The sequence below is a fragment of the Gilvimarinus japonicus genome (genome assembly GCF_042847215.1).
In the GTDB taxonomy this organism is placed as follows: Bacteria; Pseudomonadota; Gammaproteobacteria; order Pseudomonadales; family Cellvibrionaceae; genus Gilvimarinus; species Gilvimarinus japonicus.
Map to the genome: position 1 here is coordinate 3734699 of NZ_AP031500.1, position 21698 is coordinate 3756396.

Genomic DNA, 21698 nt, shown 5'->3' on the forward strand with positions numbered 1-21698 from the left:
TTTTACCGTAGCGACCGTCGTATACTACGCCAATGCAAACAACCACATTAACAGCCAAAGAACGCATCGAGAAAGCCCTAAGCTTTCTCGATGCCCATCCCGAGTGTATTCCCACTCTGGCAGAAATAAGCGACATAGCCCATTGCTCGCCTTACCACTTTCACCGTTTATTTAAAGCATACACCGGCAGCACGGTGCAGTCATTTATCGCAGCACAGCGACTACACCGAGCCGCTTTCCAGCTCGCCTTCCGCCCGCAGCTGTCGGTGCTCGATATTGCACTAAGTAATGGCTACCAGTCTCCCGAGGGCTTCAGCCGAGCGTTTCGAAAATGCTACCAAGTTAGCGCTAAAGCTTACCGTAGTGACAAAATAAAAATACGCCAACTGCTCAACCACCCTCCTAAAACTCAAGAGAGAGCTATGACCAGCAATTTTTCCAGTGTCGAATGTGTCTATTTTTCGTCACTAAAAATCTATGAATGGCGCCATCGAGGCTTACCGACACACATCAGCGATAGCGTGTTAGCGTTTATCGCTTGGCGTAAAACTCAGGGACTTTCCCCCTCACGTAGTCGCACGTTTAATATTTTTTATGGCGACCCAAACATAGTTGACAATAACACCTATTCACTAGGTTTAGCCGTTGAGAGGATTCGATCTGTTAGTACACCACCCGAGGTGAAGCAGACAGAAATTCCCGGACAATACTGTGCACGCCTTCGCTATATTGGTCCTGACAGCGGCTTAGACGCTCAGATTCGCCACCTCTACCAAGATTGGCTCCCCACCAGTCAAAAAAAGACAGGGACATTTCCTTTATTTATTGAGCGAGTAGCTTTTTACCCTGAAGTTTCGAAAAACCAAATGATCACCGACATCTATTTACCTTTATCAAGTGAGTGAGTGTGATCACCAGCCGACGTCTTGATATAATGACCCTACAAATAAGGCGCCCATGAATATCATTCGTTATTAATTTTGGCATAAAGTCGCCAACTGTCTCTCCATCCAATCGACATAAAAGCAGCGCATTATGAAATTCTCCGCCGAAGAAAAAGACATACTCGTTAAAAAAATTCAACTGTATTTCGACCAAGAGCTAGGTCAGGATTTAGGCAGTTTTGACGCACAGTTTTTACTCGATTTTTTTGCCGAGCAAATCGGTCCGTATTTTTACAACCGAGCTCTGTTTGATGCCAACACGGTACTGCAAGAAAAAATGGATGCGATGAGCGACGCTCTTTATGAGATCGAAAAGCCCACGGAGTTTATACGTTGATACAAGTACGCAGTGCGAATTTTGACAGCACCGCCGACGCAAAAAGCCTGGTTCGTTTACTGTGCGAATACGCGCAAGACCCAATGGGTGGCGGCCAAGGTTTAAGCGAGTTTACGCGAGCTAATATTGTGACAGAGCTAGCCAAGCGTGATGCAATTACACTATTGGCTTACTCGGGCGGTCGCGCGGTGGGTTTATTGAATGCCTTTGAAGGTTTTTCTACTTTTTATTGTAAGCCGTTACTTAATATTCACGACGTCAGTGTCTCAGCGCCATACCGTGGTCAGGGGATCGCGCAACAGCTACTTGAGCAAGCAGAGGTTATTGCCCGGCAGCGAGGTTGCTGCAAGCTTACGTTAGAAGTATTAAGCGAGAATAAAATAGCCGCGGCGCTCTACCAAAAATTTGGCTTTGCCGGCTATCAGCTCGACCCGCAAGCGGGCCGAGCTGAGTTTTGGGAGAAGAAACTTTAACGGGGTACGGGGTACGGGGTACGAAATAATTATCAGCCCCCGTTCTCCGTAACGATCAAAAACGCCAGTTTAACTGCGCGCCCAGAATATCGACGCTGCTGTCGAACGAGCCCGCCAACACTCCAGGAACGCCGGCGGCACTGGTCGATTCTTCACGCAGCGAGGCATCATCCACTAGCAAGTGCGTGTAACCAACGTCCAACGACAAGTGGCTTGAGACTTCCCAGTTAGCACCGACACTCAACCAAGTGCGGTCGGCATCCGGGATGCGCGGGCTTAAGTGCTCTGGGCTCGTTTGTGGGGCTTCATCCAACGCGATACCGGCGCGCCATGTCCATGCGCCAGTGTCGATGCTGGTGCCTAGTGCATAACGCATCGTGTCATCGTATTGTAAGTCCAACTCGTCAACCTGAGCGCCATTGCCGGTGTTGATGACTTCAATATTTTGGATGCTGCTCCAGCGGGTTTGTGCAATATCCGCATGGAACGCCCACCCTTCGGTGACATACTGAGTCACACTAAAGGTTAACGTGTCCGGCATGCTCACTTCCGCTTCAATATCACCCTCTAGGGCGCTCAAGCCGCCCGCACACAAAGTACCGGTGGTGGGCGCTGGCGGTGCCCCAGTGGGGTAACCGGCCCCAGGGCTACAGGCGGCGTTTAAATCGAAGGTAGCATCGCCCTCAAGCTTAAACTCGCCCCCTTCACGCCACACTAAACCAATACTGGTTCTGTCCGATGGAGTAATCAGCACACTCAAATCCAACACAAAGTCGTCGTCATCGCCTTTAATTTTTGCGCTGCTGTCGGTCGCCGTATTGGGCGCCAGGCCTAAAGAGGAGTCCACCTGACTTTGCAAATCGGCCTCGATGGTTTGGTAATTTACACCGGCGCCAATGGCGATAAAATCCGTGATCGCCCAAGAGGCGGTAGCATTAACATTGACCAGCTGTAGCTCGCTGTAAGTGGCGGAGTAGCGGCCCACCCACTCGTCGTTAAAGCTACTGGCAAGCCCGTATGGCGCGTTAACCCCAAAACCCACGGCGAGCCTATCACCCAGTGGCACTACCGCGTAAAGGTTGGGAATAACCCCCAATTCGTCAGTGGTGTCGCCTTCACCCGAGAAGGACGACCCTTCGTTATTAAACTGTGCGTCGGTGGCGACCAAATTAACCCCCGCGGTCAGCGAGACGCGATCCAGTTTGGTCATACCGGCGGGGTTAAAGTACACGGTGCTGGCATCGGTAATATCCGAGCCAGTCCCCGCAAACGCCTTGCCTAAATGCGCCGGGCTTTGTTCCAGTAACTGAAAGGACGCACCGTGGGCAAAGATAGGAGAAAAAGCTAGAGTTGTGGCCAGTAAGGTTTTATTGAATTTATTAGACATATGTAACTCCTCTGCGTCGGTCAAACGACAAGATAAGCGTTACCCAGCCTGCACTATGTCTTAGCAAACATGCCATAACCAATAGTGCCAACTGAGTAATGGGCAAGCACCCTACCGGTATCAATACCACAGATGCCGCTATACTGCGAGCCACGAAGCGCGCTGCCTTAAGCCTAGCAGAAGCGCGTTAAAAATCAGCCCCCGTAGCAAAAATTTACGAACAACTCACAGTTAGCGTAAATCAGCACGGTAAAACACAGGCTATTTCTCGTTTTCGGGCGCTGCCGCCTTGGTTGGTGCCGTCCAAGGTGCGGGCACCAGGGCTTTTTCTGGTTGCGCCATAAAATGAGGTGACATAATTTGCAAATCGGCCTCGGCAAAAACATCTTGTATGTGCTGATGCAACTCAGATAACACCATAACTTTAATCTCAGGAGCGTCAATATGCACCAGCAAACGGTACTCAACGTACCAGTCACTGAGCGCGGTTTGCCGCACATTAGGCTCGGGATCTTCGCGGACCCCCTCGGTGCGCTGCGCAGCATCTAACAACAGGTGATGCACCTGCGGCCAGGGCGTGTCGTAACCGATCGTCACGCTGGTAGAAATGATAATGCCGTTGGGTTTGGCCAAGCGGCTATAGTTAGTGCTCGAAGCATTTAGCAGCACAGCATTTGGGATGGTGATCTCTTCATTTTTAATGGTTTTTATTTTCGTCGACAAAACACCTACTGTCGTCACAGTGCCTTCGTAATCCGATACTTTTACGTACTCTCCTGGCTGAAATGCGCGACTATAAACCACAATAAGGCCACCCAAAACCTGACTGACAATACCGGCCGAGCCCAGCGAGACGATCAAACCAATAAACACACTGACGCCTTTAAAGGCCTCGGTATCGGAGCCTGGGATATAAGGGTAGGCGATGATAATCGAAAACAACCAAACGAGTACGACAATAACCCGGCGCGTGGCCTTGGCGGTTTCCGGGTCAAATAAACTGGAGCGTAAACGACCGCGCTCGATCCGTGAGAAAACATTTTTGACCATGTCGCTAACGATACTGGCGAGCCAAAAAATCACCAGCACCATCACGATGTCAGGAATAGAACCGACTATCGCCAAGCCGATCTTGGCGATAATATCGACAATATAATCGGTTAATCGCTGACCAAAACCAACGGTATAGGGAAACTGCCGCATCACAAACGCCAGCCAAAGGTAGCTAAACAGCGCCACCAATGCCATCAACAGCAAACGCGCCAGACTTGACAGCAGCGACACTAAGTAGGGCACTAAATAAATACCGCCCACTTGCAAGCGGCTGGAACCGCTGCCTGGGTTATTGCGCTTTTCTAGCCACAGTAGTAACCGCTCGCGACCGCGCAACAAAAGAAAAATAATCCCCCCAAAACATAGCGAAGCGATCGCAGAATAAATAGCACCTTTTACTAATAACTCGGGCTTTTGTTGTGCATCGCGCCGCTGCAGCCACGCACTTAAATTCGCTTTGGCTTGCTCGGCGTATTCTTCCAGTGTTATTTTCTCTGGCGCATCCTGCTTTAATAACCCAAACACTCGGTTATCATTCACCATCACCCATGCGCCGTTGTAGTCCTTTTCTTGCACAAGGTTGACCGATAAATCGTAATCTTTTGCGATGGGGATTGAGCGAATACGCTCGACCGCCGTTTTGGCCCGCTCTTTTGGCGAGTATTGGCGGTATTGCGCGCGGATCGTGGCGATATGCATGCCCCACAAATCCACCGAGGCATGCTGCGCGACATCCAGTGGGTCATGTAAAGGCTTGTCTTTGTCTTCGTCCTCCGCCAAGGCAAGTGACGCCCCCGAAACACACCACAACAGCAGCAACCACCGCAATAACGCCATCGCCCAATCCCCTAGAATATAACCATGCAACATCCGGTTTTCTGATGGACTAACTATAGCGCAAGCGACTTTAAAGCAAACAAGTTTCTGCGCTTTTACACCAGCTTATTACGACGTGAACTGTCATAGATTGCCCTTAACCTTGGCTTTACGACTCCGCATTACCTGTTACACCAGGAGCCGAACACTAAAAATCACCGTCAAGGAGAATGACCATGGAAAAGCACTATCACGGTAGCTGTCACTGCGGCGCCGTCGCGTTTGCAGCCGACATTGACCTAAGCCGTGGCACTGGGCGCTGCAACTGCTCAATTTGCCGCAAAACTCGCAGCTGGGGCACGATCATCAAGCCCGAGGCTATGACCATTACCCAGGGCGAGCACGAGCTCACCGACTACCAGTTTAATACCAAAGCGATGCATCACCCGTTTTGCCAGCACTGCGGAGTCAGCCCCTACGGTTTTGGTCATCTTGAGGTGGCGGGCGGCGACTTTTATTACATTAACCTCGCCTGCCTAGACGATGCCACGCCACAGGAGCTGATCGAGGCGCCGCTGAGTTACTCGGATGGCGCCAACGACAACTGGCAAGAAGCCCCCGCCGAAACCCGCCATTTATAAACCATAAACCGCTACGGCGCTCGCCAATGCTCAGGCAGCGCCTCGGCCAGGTAATCCCGAAACGCCCGCACTTTGCCGGTTAACTGGTGGCGGTCGCGCACGCAGAAGTAAAAATCCAGTGGTGCCACCTCAGCTAACACGCTGTCGTTTGACGAGGGGGTAAATAGCTCAACCAACTCACCTCGCGCAATAAAAGGTGCGGCGATAAACGCGCCCAACCGCGTAATACCCGCGCCCGCGACGGCCATACGTGCCAAGGTATCAATGTCATCGCTGATAATAGCGGCGTGTACCGGCGGGTAATAATGCTCGCCGGCACGAACAAAACCCCAGCGTAAAAAGCGCCCATCCGCCGGAAACCGAAACACCAAACAATCGTGCTCCTGAAGCTGCTCGGGTATTGTGGGCGTGCCCCGGCGCGCCAGATAATCTGGGGCGGCACAAAACACCGAGGGCACGCGAGCAATATGGCGTGCCACCAAACCATCTTCCAGCGCCGGCTGAATGCGAATACTCACATCGACGGACTCACGCACGTGGTCAACATTGCGATCGGTCGCCATCAGCTCAATGGTAATGTGCGGGTAACGACGGTTAAATGCCGGAATCAACGGCGCCAGCACGTGACGGGCAAAGGCCGCTGTTGCCGCAATACCCAAGCGCCCACGGGGCTCATCGCGCAACTCGCTTACCGCCTCGCTGGCCGATGCCAACTCGTGTATTAAGGAGCTAACCCGCTCGTAGTACAAGCGCCCGCTGTCCGTTAACGCCAGACTGCGTGTGGTACGGGTTAGCAACCGCACCCCCAACTGAGTTTCTAAGCGGGCGATGTTTTGGCTGGCGGCCGCCGGGCTAATACCTAGGCGTCGCGCGGCCCCGGCAATACTACCGGCCTCTACCGCACGAACAAAACTGTCAATTCCACGCACACTATCCATAAGCTAAAAAGCCTCAATACCACAAGTATTCGTAAGCTTAGCTTATTACTGCTATTACCCCCAAGCCTCTACCAACACTCATTCCCGCTCGTTACAGTAACGACATCGCTAACTCAGGAGGCTAAATGACTAAGACTGTAAACAACGCAGCCAAACCCCAACGTAAACTACACCCACGTTTTACGCCGGTAATGTTCTCGTTCTACATGGCCGCCATTATGGCTTTTTTAATGTGCACCTTAATTACCGCGCTCAACCGTGGTATCGACGGGGCGTTTATTCACTGGGTTTGGAAGGCGTACCAAATCGCCATGCCCTGCGCCTTTATTTGCGTCTTACTGGTGCGTCCGCTGGTATTTAAGCTCGTTCATTGGACCGTTCATCCGCCGTAATGGACTCGCGCTTATCGCGCCCGCGCAAAGAACTGTTAAACATTTTCTGATCGCTGCCCCAGACGCCGGGGTTTGCTACTATTGCTGCAAACAATACTCTAAATGGAGAGCACCATGAGCGATTCATCCCGCCGTCGGTTTCTGACCGGCGCCGCAACCTTAAGCGCGGCGGCCGCCGTAGGAACCACCCAAGCAGGCGAAACCTGTGGCGAGCTGCCACCGGTCGTACATAAAGTGTATTTTTGGCTGAAGAATCCCGACTCACGCGAGGACCGCGACCAGCTGATTGCCGGCTTAAAGACCTTGGGCTCGATTAGCACTGTGCAGGGGATTCACGTCGGTGTACCCGCCTCGACCGAGCAGCGCGACGTCGTGGATAACAGCTACCAGGTGTCAGAGCTGCTGCTGTTTGCCAGCGCTGCCGATCAGGACGCCTATCAAGTGGACCCAATCCACTTAAAGTTTGTCGAGCAATGCAGCCACTTATGGCGCAAGGTTGTGGTGTACGACTCCATCGCCGTCTAAGGGCAATTTGCGATTAAGTTCGCAACTCCATAGGCCGGTTTTTAAACCGGCCTATTTATTGCTGAGGGTATGTCATGGTGCCGGGTTCACCGCCCAACCAACCTACTTCTGTAAACAGTATGGAGCTTTACATGACATCCAGCAAAATATCCGCCGCCGCTGTTTTTCCAGCGCTTTCCGTAAAAGATACCGACAATAACGAGGTTTTTCTCGGTCAACGCCAATCCAATACCGGTTGGAAAATGGTGGTGGTTTATCGCGGCAAACACTGCCCGATTTGTACAAAATACTTAAACCAACTCGAAGATTACAAACAGCGGCTTGCGGATATTGACGTAGAGCTGGTGGCGGTCTCGGCCGACAGCGCTGAACAACTGCAAGAGCACCAGCAAAAGCTATCGGTCACTTACCCGCTGTATCACGGTTTAAATGTCGAACAAATGAGAGGCTTAGGGTTGTATATTTCTGAGCCACGCTCCGAGCAAGAAACCGATCACCCGTTTGCCGAGCCGGCCCTGTTTGTGATTAACAGCGAAGGCCGCATTCAAATCGTCGACATTGCCAATGCACCTTTCTCACGCCCCGCGCCCGAGACTCTGGTATCTGGCTTAGAGTTTATTCGCGATCCCAACAATGATTACCCGATACGGGGCACTTACGTATAACACTTGCCCAGCAAAACAACCGCGGCCAATGCGCTTACCGATACCCTTCCTCGGTAAGCGCCTCGTCGGTCACCTGTAAGGTCTGTTGGTCGTCTTCGGTTAGGCGTGTGCGCTTCCAGCCACCGCGTGCAAACCAACACACAGACACCAGCGCCACGGCAATATTAGTAACCGGAAACGACCACCAAATCCCCGAGGCGCCAAGCTCGGTGTGCTTGGACAAAACATAGGCGACCGGAAACTGAAACATCCACTGCGCCACCAGTGCCAACACCATAGCGTTAACCATATTGCCCGAGGCGCGAAACGCCGAGGCAATACACAACTGCACCGCAATGCCGCCCCATGCCAGCGCCATAATCCGAATAAAATGGCCGCCCTCGCGGATCACATCTGGATCATCGGGGACAAAAAACGCCACTATGTGCGACGCCGAAAAATAAGCCCCCGCACCAATAATTGTTAAAGCGCCACAGCCAAACAACACCCCCAATTTGGTAATCTGGGCGGCGCGATCGAGCTTACCCGCACCTATGTTTTGCCCCACCAAGGTCGACACTGACATCGACAAACCCATGGCCGGAATCGTAATCAACTGCAAAATATTTGAGCCAATACCGTAAGCGGCAATGGTAAGCGTTCCAAAGCTCGCCGCTAAAAATGACATCACCATCAAGCCCAAACTGCGGGTCGACAGCTCCACCGAACCGGGAAAACCGAGAAAAAACGCCTTTCTAATGTACGCCCAATCCGGTGTAAATAATCGCCACGACAACGCGATGCCATGACGCCCACGCAGCAACACCATCAACCCCAAGCTGGCCGCCAAGCACTGGGTAATAAGCGTTGCCCCCGCAGCGCCTTTAACGCCCAGCGCCGGAATCGGCCCCCAGCCAAAAATCAGTAACGGGTCTAAGCCAAAGTTTAAAATTACCGTCACCAAAACAATCAACAAAGGTATACGTGTTTCACCCACCCCGCGCATCAGCGACTGAAACATAAAAAAGATAAAGACAAAAATAACGCCGATAAAGGACACCCGCATAAAGCCCAGTGCGCCCTTATACACCTCGGGCGCGACGCCCAGCAACGCAAGAAAAGACGGCGCCAACATAAACCCCAAACCTCCCAGCAACACCGAGGTAACGGTTACCATCAGCATCGTCTGGGCCGCCACATGGTTCACCCGATCTTGCCGGCCGGCCCCCATATACTGCGCCGTCAAAGTCGCGCCAGCCATCGCTAAGCCCGAGCCAATGGCAATCACCAAAAAAGTCACCGGCATACTCACTGACACAGCAGCAACGGCCGCGGCCCCCAAACGGCCCACCCAAAAAGCATCGGTAAGCTGATAACCCGCCTGCAGCACATTACCCAAAATAATAGGTGCCGCTAACGCCAACAGGGCGCGGGGGATTGATCCGGTGAGAAACAATGCACGGCGATCGAGCGCCATAATCACTCCTTGGGTGTAAATCGCGAGCCAGCGCCGCCAGAGTCTTTAAGATAGCGCACTTGTACACCCATCGCGGGTGTGACCAAGCTAAGGCCTACAGGGGCGCGACGGATGCGCGCCCCGATGAGCAAGCAGCGAGCCGCCTGCTATTAAACAGTCAGTGTCCAGCCCAACGACAATACCAGCACCGTAGTGGCGCCCACCAGCATACTCATGGGCACGCCAGCTTTTAAAAAGTCGGTAAAGCGATAGCCGCCGGGGCCATATACCATTAGGTTAGTCTGATACCCCAACGGCGTACTAAAGCTGGCCGAGGCCGCCATCATAGTCGCCAACACAAACGGCTCGGGGTTAAGCGAGGCTTTTTGGGTTAGCTCCAGCACCACCGGCAACATTAAAATCGCCGCCGCGTTATTGGTAATAGATTCCGTCAGCAACCACACCGCGACATAGGTTAAAAACAGCAGCAGGATCGGATGCCCAAGCCCCGCCAGCAACAAGCCGTCGGCCAACCACTGGGCCACGCCGGTTTTGTACATGGCATTGCCCAGTGCAAACGAGGCGGCAATGGTTAGCAGTACCGTCGGGTCCAGGCTCTTTTGCGCCTGTTGCGCCGAGCAACAACCGGTAATCATCATAGCGGCGGCACCCAGCAAGGCGGCATTGAGCATGCTCATCAGCCCAAATGCCGCCGCCAACACGATCGCCAGCAAAATGCCCCACGACAAATAAGCCCGCTGATGACGCGGTGGTTCGGTGCCTAAATCGCTAATCAACAAAAAGTCTTTGTTGTATTTTTGCCGGCTGACAAACGCCGGGCGCGCCTCTAGCAACAAGGTATCGCCCGGCTTTAGCTTGGTCGTCCCCAAGTTGCCCGGTAAACGCTCACCGTTGCGGGCCACCGCCAACACGGCAGCACCATAACGCTCACGGAACTGCGCATCGCGCACCGTTTGGTTAATGCAGTTACTGTGGGGCGATATAACCGCCTCCACCAAGCGCCGCTCGCGGTGCTCACGCGCCAGCGTCGGCTCGCCATCGATTGACGGAACAATCCCTTTAATTCGCAGCAAGTCCGAAATCGCCTCAGTATTGCCGGCAAACACCAGGCGGTCGCCGCCTTGCAATTGCTCCTCCGAGCTTACCGCCGGCACAATCGCCCCAGCGCGTTCGATTTCGACTAAGTAAATACGCTTAAGGTTGCGCAGCCCCGCCTCTTCGACGGTTTGCCCGACCAGCGGGCCATCAGAGGCCACCGCGACCTCCAGCGTAAACTCGCGCAAGTTGCCAAACATGGCTTTCTCTTGGCGATCGGGCAGACTTTTAGGGAAGACAAAATAGATAAACAGCATGCCTACAATCACCACCGGCAAACCCACAGCGGTAATCGAAAATAACGAGAAGCCCGCATTACCGGTCAGCTCTTGGTACTGACCATTTACCACCAAGTTAGTGCTGGTACCAATCAGGGTTAAGGTACCACCCAAAATGGCCGAGTAACTGAGGGGGATCATCAGCTTAGACGCCGGGATATCAATTTGCCGCGCCCAAGCCCGCACGGCGGGAATCATGGTAGCCACTACCGGGGTATTGTTTAAAAAGGCACTAAGCAGTGCCACCGGCACACCGATACGCATTTGCGCCACGCGCACGCTTTTGGGGTGGCGCAACACATTTTTAACCAGCAAGTCGACCCCGCCCGAACCATGGATACCAGCGGCCACCACAAACATCGCCGCCACCGTCAGCACCCCGTGGTTACTAAAGCCGGCAAACGCCTCAGTGGCGGTTAATACGCCACTGGAGCTCAGAATGATCAGCACTGCCATCATCACCAGATGCGCCGCGATGCGAGTAAAAATCAACACCAGCAGTGCGCCAACCGCCAAACCTAGCGATAACAACCCTTGCCATTCCATTCTATTCAAACCCAATTACTGACAATAAGGCCGCGAGCATACCGAAACTTACGGGGCAGGGAAAATAGTGATTTCTGCTAGGGTTATAACTGGTTTGTATAAGTGGGGTGGGGTTTGAGTGCGGGTTGAAGGCTTAGGGGTAACCTGACGGGCAGTCAACTCTTGCATCCGAGCGTTATGAACAGGCGGAGCATACCTTTGCAGGTGGTGATGTCACAAATCAAATAGCTTGACCTCGCAGTGGCTGACGACACCGCCATTAATGCTGTGGCTGTGGCCGTGGCCGAAGCCAGCCCGTATTGTGGCAGATTGCGCTCCGGGCTGTATAAGCTGGTCGGTTACGCTCGCTGAAAGTTTTTGATAGTGAATTGTGGTATAAAGTTTAAGCTTTCATACAATGGTTGACCAGACGGAGAGGCCTGTAAAACCATATACTTCCCCTGCCATTGTGCACCAGCGTTCAGAATATACTGCATCAAGCATCTGGAAATACCCTGCCCCCGAAAAGCTTGTTTTACACCGACTTGATGTACGCCGATAACATCTCCCGTTTTATATAGCAATGCAGTAGCAACGGCCCTACCATCTTGTGTGCCTAACAGCACGCGAATGTCCTTATCGTTGAGCACGTTTTCAATCACAGAGTAATCAATAATGTAAGAAAATGCTTGACTGGCTATCTCAACCCACTTTCTAGCCTCAGCCGGCATGCGCACCAAAAGCACCTGAAATCCGTCTCGTACAGGTAATGTGTATGTGGCCGCTTCCTTCAATTCCAAATACATAGCCACTTGCGCAAAGGCAAAAACCCAATTTCTTTCTAAGATCCTCGCTTCAATTTCCTCAGCATTATCGCCATTGTTTGCTCTTATCATTGGCCATATAGGCAATACTGAAGACTCAGGAAGATTGTCCAACCATAGAGTATCGTTTGCACAACCCAAATCGAGCATGTTCCCATCAAACCAGCAACGATGAGGCCAGCGTGCACTTACATGCGGTAAAGCTAATGCATTTTTATCACCTCCACTTAAACCATACTTTTTCCACAACCCAGTTAGGTTAGTAAGATTGGCTTTATCAATATGCATTGCCAGCCCCCCAATTAATTAATAACACACCAATTATGAGCGAAATAACGCCAAACACTTTAATAGCGTCAAGCGGTTTTACTGGAAGGTTAAACCAACCAAAATGGCTAGCTATAACGGCAATTAAAATTTGACCGGAAAGCGCATAAGACATCATCGAACCTACACCCATCTTAGGAATAAGATAATAAAAAATGCCGACACCAAAGGCACTTAAAGCTCCACCAGAAAACCATAAATAAAGAGGTACGGATTTTATATCCGCTATTTGTGGGTACTGCTTTGTCGAGAGCACCATCACCAATACGGTAAACACACAACTAAATAAAAAAGCGACACCCGTACCCAACATAGTGCTTTTAAGCAATACGCCCAATTGAGCGTTCATGGTAGCTTGGATCGCGATAGCGGCACCTGCCACCAGCGCAAGTACAGGCCAATAACCCACCTTAAACCTCCATAACTATTTCATCATAATCAAATCGCACCTTAGGGCTGTGCGCCTGAACATCCCCATGATTACGACGCCCGATGGGACATATTACGGAGGTTGTCAACCCTAGCTCTTCTAGGCCTAAAACAGCGTCATAGCCTGCGCTATCAACACCCGTCATAGGGCAACTGTCAATTTTCATCAGCGCGGCACACGTCAGCAAGTTGCCTAACGCTATATATGCCTGTTGATGCGCCCACTCTTGCCGTTGCGCAAGTGTTTTTTCTACCAAGGCAGACTTCATGTGATTCGATAAATTGGCAAGTTCGCCATAAGACTTACCTGAGACCTTCATGTATTTATCGATATAACGATCTACCGCAGCATCATCCGGTTGGTTTAATGCGGCAAATACAATCAAGTGTGAGCTTTTAGCGATCTTGCTCTGGCCGTAAGAAAATGGCAGAAGCCGCTCTCGCACTGCCTGGGATTCCACCACTACAATACGATAGGGCTGAAGCCCATAGGATGATGCACTTAAGCGCACCGCTTCAAGCAGCTCTCTCAACTCCAATGCAGTGATTTTCTCATCCGAGAACTCCCTCACTGCATAGCGCCAATTCATAGCATCTATTATATTCATCTAATCTACCCAAACTTATCAATGGGTGGCCAGAAAATGTCTGGCCAACGGATAGACAAGAGCATACAAACCTAAAGCTGATAAAGCATTTACATAGGTTGATAAACTACATATTTTTTCGAATACGGCTTAATTGTGTGGGCGTAATACCAAGATGAGAGGCGATATGATACTGAGGCAGTCGATCTACCAGGCTGGGATACTGATTAATAAAGCGTAAATACCTCTCGGTGGTCTCTTCTTGGACAATTTCAGTTTCACGCGCGTCCTTAGCGAGTAGCCAATTTTCCTCTAAATAGTAAATTTGAAACAGCTTCAAATCGTCTTTATCAATCATCAGCTGCCTATAGGCCGGAAAATCTATCTCAATAATGAAGGTGTCTTCAACGGCCTCAAAAGTAAACGCCGATGGAGTAGATGTAAGAAGTGCCGTCATCGCCCCCGGAAACTTCCCTTCATCGAAAAAGTTCTTGTTATATTCATTGCCTTTTGCATCGCAGGAAAAACAGCGAACCAATCCGCTATAAACATAAGAGAAAGAACTGGGAACGTCACCAACCTTATAAAGAAGAGATTTCTTGGTGAGTGATCGAAGCTTAGATATCTTCTTAAATTCCAGCCAAGTATCATCACTGATAGGCGAATACCCCTCCAAGGACTCCCTTAGAGAAAGAAAGACGTTTTCATCAAAATGCAAGGTGACACCCCACTTTTAGCATTGCCAGAAATTTATCAAAGTCATTGTATGCTTTTATTACAGCTTTTTCTTCTCTCTAGCACCGCATTTAATAACTGTGGCACCCATTCAGGTTTAAAGTTATGACCACTTAATTCTGACATTTCGGCCAAGCTCCACCACCTCCATTTTTGGATAGTATTTTTCTCCTCTTGCGTCCATTGCCCGCATAGACTTCGGCGTTATCGGGGCACAACACCAAGTAATACTGCTCAAGCCACCGAGCTGGAAAAGAGCGGGCAACGGGATATATTTCGTCCCGCTCTTTCAGTAAATCGCCAATCTCTAACTCCAGCCCTGTCTCCTCGTACAACTCCCTTTTGGCCGCATCAATATAGCTCTCGCCCGCTTTAAGCTCACCTCCGGCTGTTGCCCAAAAAGGCTCTTGATGCTCATCATGATATAAGAACAGTAGCAGCTGCCCCTGATCATTTACGATAATTAATCGAGAGGATTGTCTCGTTTTTATACCTTCATCATGCTGATGCCTAATACCCTAAAAAAAGCGCGTGCTGCTCTGTTTATGATGTTTATATGATTTGCGCAAGAAGATCTGGGGCAGCCTTTGCATTTCACAATCAGCTATAGTTTCAGGTTGACAAAACAAAGTACGCGGCGGCTTTTTTGAATTTTAACCGCCCCCTTTTAATGTCGCGTTCTTCCTCTCAAGCTCAGATAGCGAGCTATCGCTGCTGGCGCCACGACCAGCCGCCGCGTCCCATACTTACCTTTAAGCCCTCCCAGAATAAGACAATCCATTACATATTTCGAATAGCAAGATGCTTTCGTGACACACGGCACAAACTCAAAAACAAAAGCAACAAGTCTCTCATTCGACTTAAGTTCAAATTGACAATAAGGTCTCGCCACACTTAAATCTGCGGTGCTGTTTGCTAATCAGTCGCCAAATAATGAATAACACATCAAGGTTCATTATTAGCTTTTACAGCTTAAAGGATGTATCGCGGCATCGGTTAGCGTTCAACCCTGTTCCTGGATTGAACAGGAACAACCCAAAGCCCATAACGATTCTTACAGGAGTTCAGCCATGAGAAGCCCAACTCAAATAAAGCTGTTTTTTGCAGCAACGACCCTCATCTGTACCAGCGCCGCACACGCTATTACCGACGGTCCTGGCGAGGCCACGCTTAACGTTTCCAACCAATGGGGCTCCGGTTACTGCGCCGACGTAAGCATTGCCAACAACGGCAGCGCTACCATTACCAACTGGACCGTAGACCTTAGCCTGAATGGCTCCAACATCACCAATTTGTGGAACGGCAACCTTAGCGGCGCCAGTGTAACGCCGGCCGCCCACAACGCCAGCATCGCACCGGGTAGCGACACCAACTTTGGTTTCTGCGCCAATGGCAGTGCCACCCCGAGCCTGGCAAGCCTGGCGGTAGAGGGCGGCGGCTCTGCCAGCTCTAGTTCTAGCGCCAACAGTTCGAGCAGCTCTAGCAGCTCCTCCTCTACCGGCAGTGGCAGCCACAGCATTACCGTGCGCATGAGCGGTGTCACCGGCGACGAAAGCGTCAGCCTGGAAATTGCCGGGCAAACCATCGAAACCTGGACGCTCAGCATCGGCATGCTGGACTACACCGTCAACACCGACGCCAACGGTGAACTGCGCGTCGCCTTTACCAACGACTCCGGTGACCGCGACGTACAAGTGGACTATGTGATGGTCAATAATGTCACCTACCAAGCCGAAGACCAGCAAGACAATACCGGCGCCTACGACGGCGAATGCGGCGCGGGGTCCTACTCCGAGATGCTGCACTGCAACGGCTCTATCGGTTTTGGTAACCCATTCGATGGCAGTTCGTCGTCAAGCTCTAGTAGCAACTCATCAAGCTCCAGCAGCTCTTCGAACAACAACGGCAACCCCGACTTCCCCGAGTTTTTTGTGGGCAATATCACCACCAACGGCAGCGTAAGATCGGACTTTACCCAATACTGGGATCAGATTACTCCCGAGAACGAAGGCAAGTGGGGCTCGGTGGAGGGTACCCGCGACCAGTACAACTGGGGCCCGCTGGATGATATTTACGACTACGCTCGCGCCAGCGGCATTCCGGTAAAAGCGCACGTACTGGTGTGGGGCAGCCAGCGCCCAGGCTGGATCGACGGGTTAAGTGCGTCCGAGCAACGCGCCGAAATCGAAGAGTGGATCAGCGATTACTGTGAGCGCTACCCCGACACCGCAATGATTGACGTGGTAAACGAGGCCCTGCCCTCGCACGCTCCGGCCAACTACGCAGCCAACGCCTTTGGCAGCGACTGGATTACCGAATCCTTTCGCCTGGCGCGCGAGCACTGTCCAAACGCCGTTCTCATTTATAACGACTTTAACTTTCTGACCTGGGATACCGATGCCATCATCGACATGATTCGCCCAGCCGTTAATTCCGGTTACGTCGATGCGCTGGGGCTGCAGGCTCACGGCCTTTACAACCCCCGGCCCTGGACCGCGCAAGAGATCGAAGACAAACTCGACCAGATAGCCGCACTGGGATTGCCTTTATACATTTCCGAGTATGACATTCAGGAGTCCAACGACCAGCTTCAACTGGAGTACATGCAGCGCCACTTTCCAATTTTTTACAACCATCCGGATGTGGCCGGCATTACCCTTTGGGGCTATGTGGTTGGCGCCACCTGGCGCGATGGCACTGGCCTGATCACCAGCAATGGCCAACAGCGCCCTGCCATGCAATGGTTAATGGAATACCTGAACCGATAGCAAAGAGTTGATGCTAAAACGCATTTACGCTAAAGCGGAAAAGGACGTCCCCTTAAAGCCCTGCAAACGCAGGGCTTTTTCTCGCCATTGATTTACTGCGAGTGCGAATCTTTGGCCGCCGACCTTTTGTTTATGTCCAGGCTGCTCAATGCTCGGTAAAAAATGACAAATGGCCCAGAGATCAGAACAACCGACGAAAAGTGGAAAAGACTGGTCACAACACCTGGGAGATGATTCAAAGTGATTTCAAAATAAAACCAAACAATATACGCTACCCCCCAAACTACCCCTAACCCACACAGTAATTTATAAACCAAAGTACTTAGCTTTAAAAAGTGGCTTACGTTATAAGTGGCAGCGCACAGGGCTAGCGACAGCACCAATCCTATAAAAAATATAGCTTCTCCCACCCACGTCCAGTCTCCTGTTAGCCCTACTATCGACACTATAAATAAAATCCCCGCCCACAAGTAGGATACTTTTACAAAGCTATCAAATTTGTTACCCATAATATTCTCACCCTCACCTCGACACACTACAGATTTCTCGCAAAACCATTCTTAAGCACGCCCAATCCATATTAGATACTGTATCTGGCATGAACTTCGCTAAGCTTACAGAACTCAAGATTCCCCATACAGAATAGCTGGACGGAAAACATCATGACATTGATTTTAAATTGGTTAATTTTATCTTTCACAGTGTGGCTAACGGCGGCGATATTACCGGGGTTTCACATTAAGAACTTTAAAAGCGCATTATGGGTAGCAGCGATATTCGGCATTTTGAATTTTTTACTCGGATGGCTATTTTTTACCGTATTTACGGTGCTCACCTTAGGCATTGCCTTACTGCTTGCTTTTATTACCCGCTGGATCATCGACGCCATCGTGCTTAAAATTACCGATAAAATGACCGACCACCTCACTATCGACGGGTTCGGTTGGGCATTATTAGGTGCGCTCATAATGGCCGCGCTAGGCACATTGGCCCAGTGGGCAATATACAGTGCTTGATAAGGCAGGTCGATAACAGCAAAACGACGTCTAGCCATATAAACGCCCATCTATATCAAGCACGTTACCGTTGGTTTACGGCATGCAGAGATGCGCCGTAAACCCACGCAACGAGACTTGGATAATCGCGGTTAACTTCAGGCTTTTACCTCAGTCGGCTTACTTTAGCTCAACCGAAAGCTCTGCTACTCATTAAACACTAGCGGGAAATACCGATTAATCACTGAATACATTTATAAATTAGAACCGTGCGAAACCGCTCGACAAGTGAAGCTTATCAATAACCCACCGTAATAGAACGAACTTCCTATAGTGGAGTACGCAGCCACTTCGAGCAACAAGCAGCTGAGTGATATCAGCTATCAGCAGCCTCAATCACATGCGATTAAGCCGGACGTGACCACGCGATAAACTTCTTTAACACAACTGCACTCCTCCAGAATCGCTTGCGCAATAAGATTCTCAAACCACCGACTGACCACTCTGGCACGAGAGTTGCCATATATTAACTAGATTCGATAAACGCACGACTTATAACGTCATTTACGGACAATTTTTCAATCTAGGAGATTTACTATGAAATATTTTCAAAAGCTCGCACTGCCCGCACTACTTGCAACTTCAATGGCCGGCACTGCATTTGCGGCCGAAGGTTTGTACTCAATGTCGGATTTAGAAGAGGCCGAGGTTTTTGACAGTACGGGCCAAGAAGTGGGTGAAGTCGAAGATATCTTGATGGGTAACGATATGTCAGTACACTCTATCGTTATCGAGACTGACGAAGTCATGGGCCTTGGCGGTAAAGAGGTAGTGATACAGCGCGGTTCATTTACCGTGATGCCAGAGCCTGGCAAACAAGGCTTCGATGAAATGGAATATGAAGTTCATTTGGAGTTGACCAAGGCACAGTTAAAAGAGCAGCCAGAATACAGTGAAGACTGGTGGAACAAAACCAGTGCGGCATTGCAACAGGCCTGGGAAAAAACCAAAGACGTTAGCGAAAGCGCTTGGGAGAACACCAAAGAAGCTACCTCATCGGCTTGGCACGACATAGAGGAAGGTGCAGAAGATCTCGGTGACAAGATTGAAGAAAAGACTGATTAATTTGAATTAATCTTCATGAGAAAGGGCCTTCGGGCCCTTTTTTATGTGTGAGCTTTAAGGCTTGCCCAAAGTCCACCGGTTTAACGACTGACAGTAATACAATCTTCAATTTGCTTGCCCTCAGTCGCCGGGCGGGCGAATAACTTTTCTGTTTGGGTGGCCAGAAAAGTCATCAAAAGAGGCCACCCCGGCATCTCAGCCCTAACGGGTTCCCTCACGCCCTGCCGGCAAGCTCAGCTTGCCGGCGTTCAGCTACGCGCAAAGCAGCGCTTTGCAATCGCTAGGCCTCACCCAGCCACTTTAGCGGGCCGTCTCGACAGGGCGTCCCTGCCCTGACGAGACTTGCGCAAATGTCCTATTTGCTTACCCACTAAAATAGACCTGCGCTCGGCTGGCTGCAGGGGGAGTTAAAGCGGCACTTCGTAGCTGAGCTACCCGAAACACAAAAGATACCGCTGCAATCAAACATCAAAGATCTGGCCCTTGCCACTCTTCGTAGCCACCGGGAAAAATTCACGGTTCGAGACTTGACCTCAGCATCTCTCCAAGGGAATTTAAAAACAGTGCTTCGTAGCTAAGTAACAACCAACCTACAGAGTGCATCCCTCGATGCTGAAATCATAAATCAAAGACGCGACCCCAATTCCGCACGGCCACGTAGCGAGTCCCGAGAGCTGATAAGAAAGCATGGGCACTCCCCAAAGCAGCGAAATTGGAATAAGTCTACAGCTTAATTAAGTGCCTTGCAGGCCTGCCCCTTGCCACTGCAGTTGAACAATGGATCTCCCTATGAGCCACCAGAGAAAATGTAAACCACAACGCCAATGACTATAAGCCACAAAACCAATTGCCCCTGCATTGTATCGGCCTTACGCTTTCGACCTGATTTTGTAGTTGGAACTCCCGTAGCCTTGGCCACCTTACGCTTGAAATTTCTTTTCGACTTTTTTAGAGGGTTCACATTAACTCCTTTAACATTTAACGCTCGTAACAGCGAAAAACTGGTCCGATTAGACCACAGACGACCTCGGTGATAGAACCGAGAGAGAAACTCATTAATCTAAACTGACCTTTCTAAAAAAGCGCACAAATAAGATTATAGATTCCACGCCCACATACTCTGGCTCTAGTGTATGTGATTTGTAAGGACTGATACCAAGCCCTTTGATGCGGCGCCTCGTAACCACGTAAAAACCAGATTCACGGTTCAAGACTTGACCCCACCAGCCCCTGTTAAATTATTTTTTCTTTTTTAACACTTGGCTTCCAAACACCATATCTTTTGGATCTGTGTATTTTTTTATTGCCCTTATTCTTATTTCAATTTTAAGCCATTCAAAAACACTATGGCGCTGAGCCAGTTTCCTAATGGATTTTTCCAATAAAAATTGATAGCCAAGAAATCCAGTTTCATAACCGCTTAACATAGACAAGTATAGTTTTTCGCTTTTCAAAAAAACATTAAGGTCTCTAGATTTCATAAACTCATATTTAGAAATTATTTCCCTTAACTGAAAGGCCTCCAGCGGAGCAAATTCGGCTATATAGTCAATAGAGGTGCTCAGGCGAGAGCTGAAGTTTGGATCTTTCGATGTGTATTCTTTAAAAGCTCTTTGGCGACCATGCTCCCATACCTTTATGTCACTGGTCATATTTTTATATTTTTCATAAGCCATTTTAACTTGAACCATTTCCATGTACAGCATATAAAAATTTGAAATTGCTTGGCCTGTACTTTTGAATGAAGAATCGCGCCCTTTTAAATATGAGCTCGTTTCACTTAGAAGCCAGCCCAGAATTATTCCGACAACAGGAAGAAAATCTTTGAAATCCAATCGTTACTCCTTCAATTTAACATTTTAATAGGCTCCCTCTGGAAATTCCGACACCAAGGAGCCTATCCTTTATTGAATTTTAACCGAAACTACCTCGAATACCCCGCCAACTCAAACCTCCAGAAGAGTTTGAATTATGGTCAAGCAAAAATAGACCGCACATACAACTGTACAGGATAACAGCATTGTGGTTAGCCCAACCAACGCCCGAATGTTAATCACGATCTAAAGCCATATGCCTGGCAAGACAGACTTCAAAATAAAAGCCCACATTGATAGAGCACCATACAGCCGCACCTCTAGAACCAGCCTCAAAGCGTGGGTAATGCACTCCGCTCACTGGATACCGGCTCAAGGCCGGCATGACGATGTGAGGACCATAAATATGGTATTTCGACGGCTCAGCTAACCACGAAGCACCGCTTTTAAATACCCCGTAGATACAGCCGAATGGAAGCCTATTTTTGGGGGTAAGCGCACAGGACGTGCGCGCAAGCTATCGTCAGGCCATGGACGGCCTGTCGATGCGGCCCGCAAAAATCGGCTGG

The 21698-nt window shown here is 50.2% G+C and carries 20 protein-coding genes and 2 pseudogenes; 11 read left to right on the forward strand and 11 right to left on the reverse strand.

Annotation, left to right across the window (positions count from 1 at the left end):
- Nucleotides 1–32 precede the first annotated feature (32 nt).
- The 3 genes from ACGHAD_RS15860 (at nucleotide 33) to ACGHAD_RS15870 (ending at nucleotide 1754) form a co-directional block, all read left to right on the forward strand.
- Nucleotides 33–905, forward strand: coding sequence for a GyrI-like domain-containing protein (locus tag ACGHAD_RS15860; protein WP_382414856.1), 873 nt, complete (start codon nucleotides 33–35; stop codon nucleotides 903–905).
- Between the two features lie 130 nt (nucleotides 906–1035).
- Nucleotides 1036–1281 (forward strand): DUF2164 domain-containing protein, encoded by a 246-nt coding sequence (locus ACGHAD_RS15865; RefSeq protein ID WP_382414854.1) that lies wholly within the window; start codon nucleotides 1036–1038, stop codon nucleotides 1279–1281.
- Nucleotides 1278–1754: a GNAT family N-acetyltransferase gene (locus ACGHAD_RS15870; RefSeq protein WP_339618013.1), complete on the forward strand. Its 477-nt coding sequence runs from the start codon at nucleotides 1278–1280 to the stop codon at nucleotides 1752–1754. Before ACGHAD_RS15865 ends, ACGHAD_RS15870 begins: the two co-directional genes overlap by 4 nt.
- 55 nt (nucleotides 1755–1809) lie before the next feature.
- Here the strand turns inward: ACGHAD_RS15870 and ACGHAD_RS15875 are convergent, their stop codons facing one another.
- Entirely contained in the window at nucleotides 1810–3141 is a 1332-nt protein-coding gene (locus ACGHAD_RS15875) for an OmpP1/FadL family transporter (protein WP_382414852.1), read from the reverse strand.
- Nucleotides 3142–3402: 261 nt separating this feature from the next.
- On the reverse strand, nucleotides 3403–5031 hold the full coding sequence (locus tag ACGHAD_RS15880; protein WP_382414850.1) for a mechanosensitive ion channel family protein: 1629 nt from the start codon (nucleotides 5029–5031) through the stop codon (nucleotides 3403–3405).
- A 215-nt stretch (nucleotides 5032–5246) separates the two neighbouring features.
- On the opposite strand from ACGHAD_RS15880, the gene ACGHAD_RS15885 reads away from it, so the two are divergent.
- On the forward strand, nucleotides 5247–5651 hold the full coding sequence (locus tag ACGHAD_RS15885) for a GFA family protein (protein WP_382414848.1): 405 nt from the start codon (nucleotides 5247–5249) through the stop codon (nucleotides 5649–5651).
- 11 nt (nucleotides 5652–5662) lie between these two features.
- Here ACGHAD_RS15885 and ACGHAD_RS15890 read toward each other — a convergent pair whose 3' ends face one another.
- Nucleotides 5663–6589, reverse strand: coding sequence for a LysR substrate-binding domain-containing protein (locus ACGHAD_RS15890; RefSeq protein WP_339618009.1), 927 nt, complete (start codon nucleotides 6587–6589; stop codon nucleotides 5663–5665).
- A gap of 125 nt (nucleotides 6590–6714) precedes the next feature.
- Here ACGHAD_RS15890 and ACGHAD_RS15895 point away from each other — a divergent pair, with 125 nt between their 5' ends.
- The 3 genes from ACGHAD_RS15895 (at nucleotide 6715) to ACGHAD_RS15905 (ending at nucleotide 8171) form a co-directional block, all read left to right on the forward strand.
- Entirely contained in the window at nucleotides 6715–6981 is a 267-nt protein-coding gene (locus ACGHAD_RS15895) for a DUF2798 domain-containing protein (protein WP_382414846.1), read from the forward strand.
- A 114-nt stretch (nucleotides 6982–7095) separates the two neighbouring features.
- Nucleotides 7096–7506 (forward strand): Dabb family protein, encoded by a 411-nt coding sequence (locus ACGHAD_RS15900; protein ID WP_339618007.1) that lies wholly within the window; start codon nucleotides 7096–7098, stop codon nucleotides 7504–7506.
- A 131-nt stretch (nucleotides 7507–7637) separates the two neighbouring features.
- Entirely contained in the window at nucleotides 7638–8171 is a 534-nt protein-coding gene (locus ACGHAD_RS15905; RefSeq protein ID WP_339618006.1) for a peroxiredoxin-like family protein, read from the forward strand.
- A gap of 34 nt (nucleotides 8172–8205) precedes the next feature.
- Here ACGHAD_RS15905 and ACGHAD_RS15910 read toward each other — a convergent pair whose 3' ends face one another.
- From ACGHAD_RS15910 to ACGHAD_RS15940, 7 genes are all read right to left on the reverse strand, one after another.
- Nucleotides 8206–9627, reverse strand: coding sequence for an MATE family efflux transporter (locus ACGHAD_RS15910; RefSeq protein WP_382414844.1), 1422 nt, complete (start codon nucleotides 9625–9627; stop codon nucleotides 8206–8208).
- A 149-nt stretch (nucleotides 9628–9776) separates the two neighbouring features.
- A complete protein-coding gene (locus tag ACGHAD_RS15915) occupies nucleotides 9777–11546 on the reverse strand; it encodes an SLC13 family permease (RefSeq protein WP_382414907.1) in 1770 nt (589 codons plus the stop codon).
- A 338-nt stretch (nucleotides 11547–11884) separates the two neighbouring features.
- Nucleotides 11885–12637, reverse strand: a complete 753-nt coding sequence (locus tag ACGHAD_RS15920; RefSeq protein WP_382414842.1) for a GNAT family N-acetyltransferase — start codon at nucleotides 12635–12637, stop codon at nucleotides 11885–11887.
- A complete protein-coding gene (locus ACGHAD_RS15925; protein ID WP_382414840.1) occupies nucleotides 12627–13085 on the reverse strand; it encodes a DMT family transporter in 459 nt (152 codons plus the stop codon). Before ACGHAD_RS15925 ends, ACGHAD_RS15920 begins: the two co-directional genes overlap by 11 nt.
- Before the next feature lies 1 nt (nucleotide 13086).
- Nucleotides 13087–13713, reverse strand: coding sequence for an NAD(P)H-dependent oxidoreductase (locus ACGHAD_RS15930; protein WP_382414838.1), 627 nt, complete (start codon nucleotides 13711–13713; stop codon nucleotides 13087–13089).
- A gap of 106 nt (nucleotides 13714–13819) precedes the next feature.
- Nucleotides 13820–14410: a Crp/Fnr family transcriptional regulator gene (locus ACGHAD_RS15935; RefSeq protein ID WP_382414836.1), complete on the reverse strand. Its 591-nt coding sequence runs from the start codon at nucleotides 14408–14410 to the stop codon at nucleotides 13820–13822.
- A 130-nt stretch (nucleotides 14411–14540) separates the two neighbouring features.
- A complete protein-coding gene (locus ACGHAD_RS15940; RefSeq protein WP_390403837.1) occupies nucleotides 14541–14942 on the reverse strand; it encodes an NUDIX domain-containing protein in 402 nt (133 codons plus the stop codon).
- Between the two features lie 555 nt (nucleotides 14943–15497).
- Here ACGHAD_RS15940 and ACGHAD_RS15945 point away from each other — a divergent pair.
- The 4 genes and pseudogenes from ACGHAD_RS15945 to ACGHAD_RS15960 form a co-directional block, all read left to right on the forward strand.
- Nucleotides 15498–15848 (forward strand): annotated as a pseudogene (locus ACGHAD_RS15945) (cellulose binding domain-containing protein); the annotation flags it as partial.
- An 18-nt stretch (nucleotides 15849–15866) separates the two neighbouring features.
- Nucleotides 15867–17195: pseudogene (locus tag ACGHAD_RS15950) on the forward strand (endo-1,4-beta-xylanase); the annotation flags it as partial.
- A 662-nt stretch (nucleotides 17196–17857) separates the two neighbouring features.
- Nucleotides 17858–18211, forward strand: a complete 354-nt coding sequence (locus tag ACGHAD_RS15955; RefSeq protein ID WP_382414834.1) for a phage holin family protein — start codon at nucleotides 17858–17860, stop codon at nucleotides 18209–18211.
- A gap of 576 nt (nucleotides 18212–18787) precedes the next feature.
- Nucleotides 18788–19315: a PRC-barrel domain-containing protein gene (locus ACGHAD_RS15960; protein ID WP_382414832.1), complete on the forward strand. Its 528-nt coding sequence runs from the start codon at nucleotides 18788–18790 to the stop codon at nucleotides 19313–19315.
- Between the two features lie 1238 nt (nucleotides 19316–20553).
- Here ACGHAD_RS15960 and ACGHAD_RS15965 read toward each other — a convergent pair.
- Nucleotides 20554–21150 carry a hypothetical protein gene (locus tag ACGHAD_RS15965; protein ID WP_382414830.1) on the reverse strand — a complete coding sequence of 199 codons (597 nt, stop codon included), beginning with the start codon at nucleotides 21148–21150 and terminating at the stop codon, nucleotides 20554–20556.
- Nucleotides 21151–21698 lie beyond the last annotated feature (548 nt).

What these genes read in the sequence shown, in the direction of transcription:
- ACGHAD_RS15905 (WP_339618006.1), top strand. Translation starts at nt 7,638, where the DNA reads ATGACATCCAGCAAAATATCCGCCGCCGCTGTTTTTCCAGCGCTTTCC.
- ACGHAD_RS15880 (WP_382414850.1), bottom strand. Translation starts at nt 5,031, where the DNA reads ATGGCGTTATTGCGGTGGTTGCTGCTGTTGTGGTGTGTTTCGGGGGCG.
- ACGHAD_RS15865 (WP_382414854.1), top strand. Translation starts at nt 1,036, where the DNA reads ATGAAATTCTCCGCCGAAGAAAAAGACATACTCGTTAAAAAAATTCAA.
- ACGHAD_RS15890 (WP_339618009.1), bottom strand. Translation starts at nt 6,589, where the DNA reads ATGGATAGTGTGCGTGGAATTGACAGTTTTGTTCGTGCGGTAGAGGCC.
- ACGHAD_RS15895 (WP_382414846.1), top strand. Translation starts at nt 6,715, where the DNA reads ATGACTAAGACTGTAAACAACGCAGCCAAACCCCAACGTAAACTACAC.
- ACGHAD_RS15920 (WP_382414842.1), bottom strand. Translation starts at nt 12,637, where the DNA reads ATGCATATTGATAAAGCCAATCTTACTAACCTAACTGGGTTGTGGAAA.
- ACGHAD_RS15910 (WP_382414844.1), bottom strand. Translation starts at nt 9,627, where the DNA reads ATGGCGCTCGATCGCCGTGCATTGTTTCTCACCGGATCAATCCCCCGC.
- ACGHAD_RS15960 (WP_382414832.1), top strand. Translation starts at nt 18,788, where the DNA reads ATGAAATATTTTCAAAAGCTCGCACTGCCCGCACTACTTGCAACTTCA.
- ACGHAD_RS15915 (WP_382414907.1), bottom strand. Translation starts at nt 11,546, where the DNA reads ATGGAATGGCAAGGGTTGTTATCGCTAGGTTTGGCGGTTGGCGCACTG.
- ACGHAD_RS15885 (WP_382414848.1), top strand. Translation starts at nt 5,247, where the DNA reads ATGGAAAAGCACTATCACGGTAGCTGTCACTGCGGCGCCGTCGCGTTT.
- ACGHAD_RS15930 (WP_382414838.1), bottom strand. Translation starts at nt 13,713, where the DNA reads ATGAATATAATAGATGCTATGAATTGGCGCTATGCAGTGAGGGAGTTC.
- ACGHAD_RS15875 (WP_382414852.1), bottom strand. Translation starts at nt 3,141, where the DNA reads ATGTCTAATAAATTCAATAAAACCTTACTGGCCACAACTCTAGCTTTT.
- ACGHAD_RS15860 (WP_382414856.1), top strand. Translation starts at nt 33, where the DNA reads ATGCAAACAACCACATTAACAGCCAAAGAACGCATCGAGAAAGCCCTA.
- ACGHAD_RS15900 (WP_339618007.1), top strand. Translation starts at nt 7,096, where the DNA reads ATGAGCGATTCATCCCGCCGTCGGTTTCTGACCGGCGCCGCAACCTTA.
- ACGHAD_RS15955 (WP_382414834.1), top strand. Translation starts at nt 17,858, where the DNA reads ATGACATTGATTTTAAATTGGTTAATTTTATCTTTCACAGTGTGGCTA.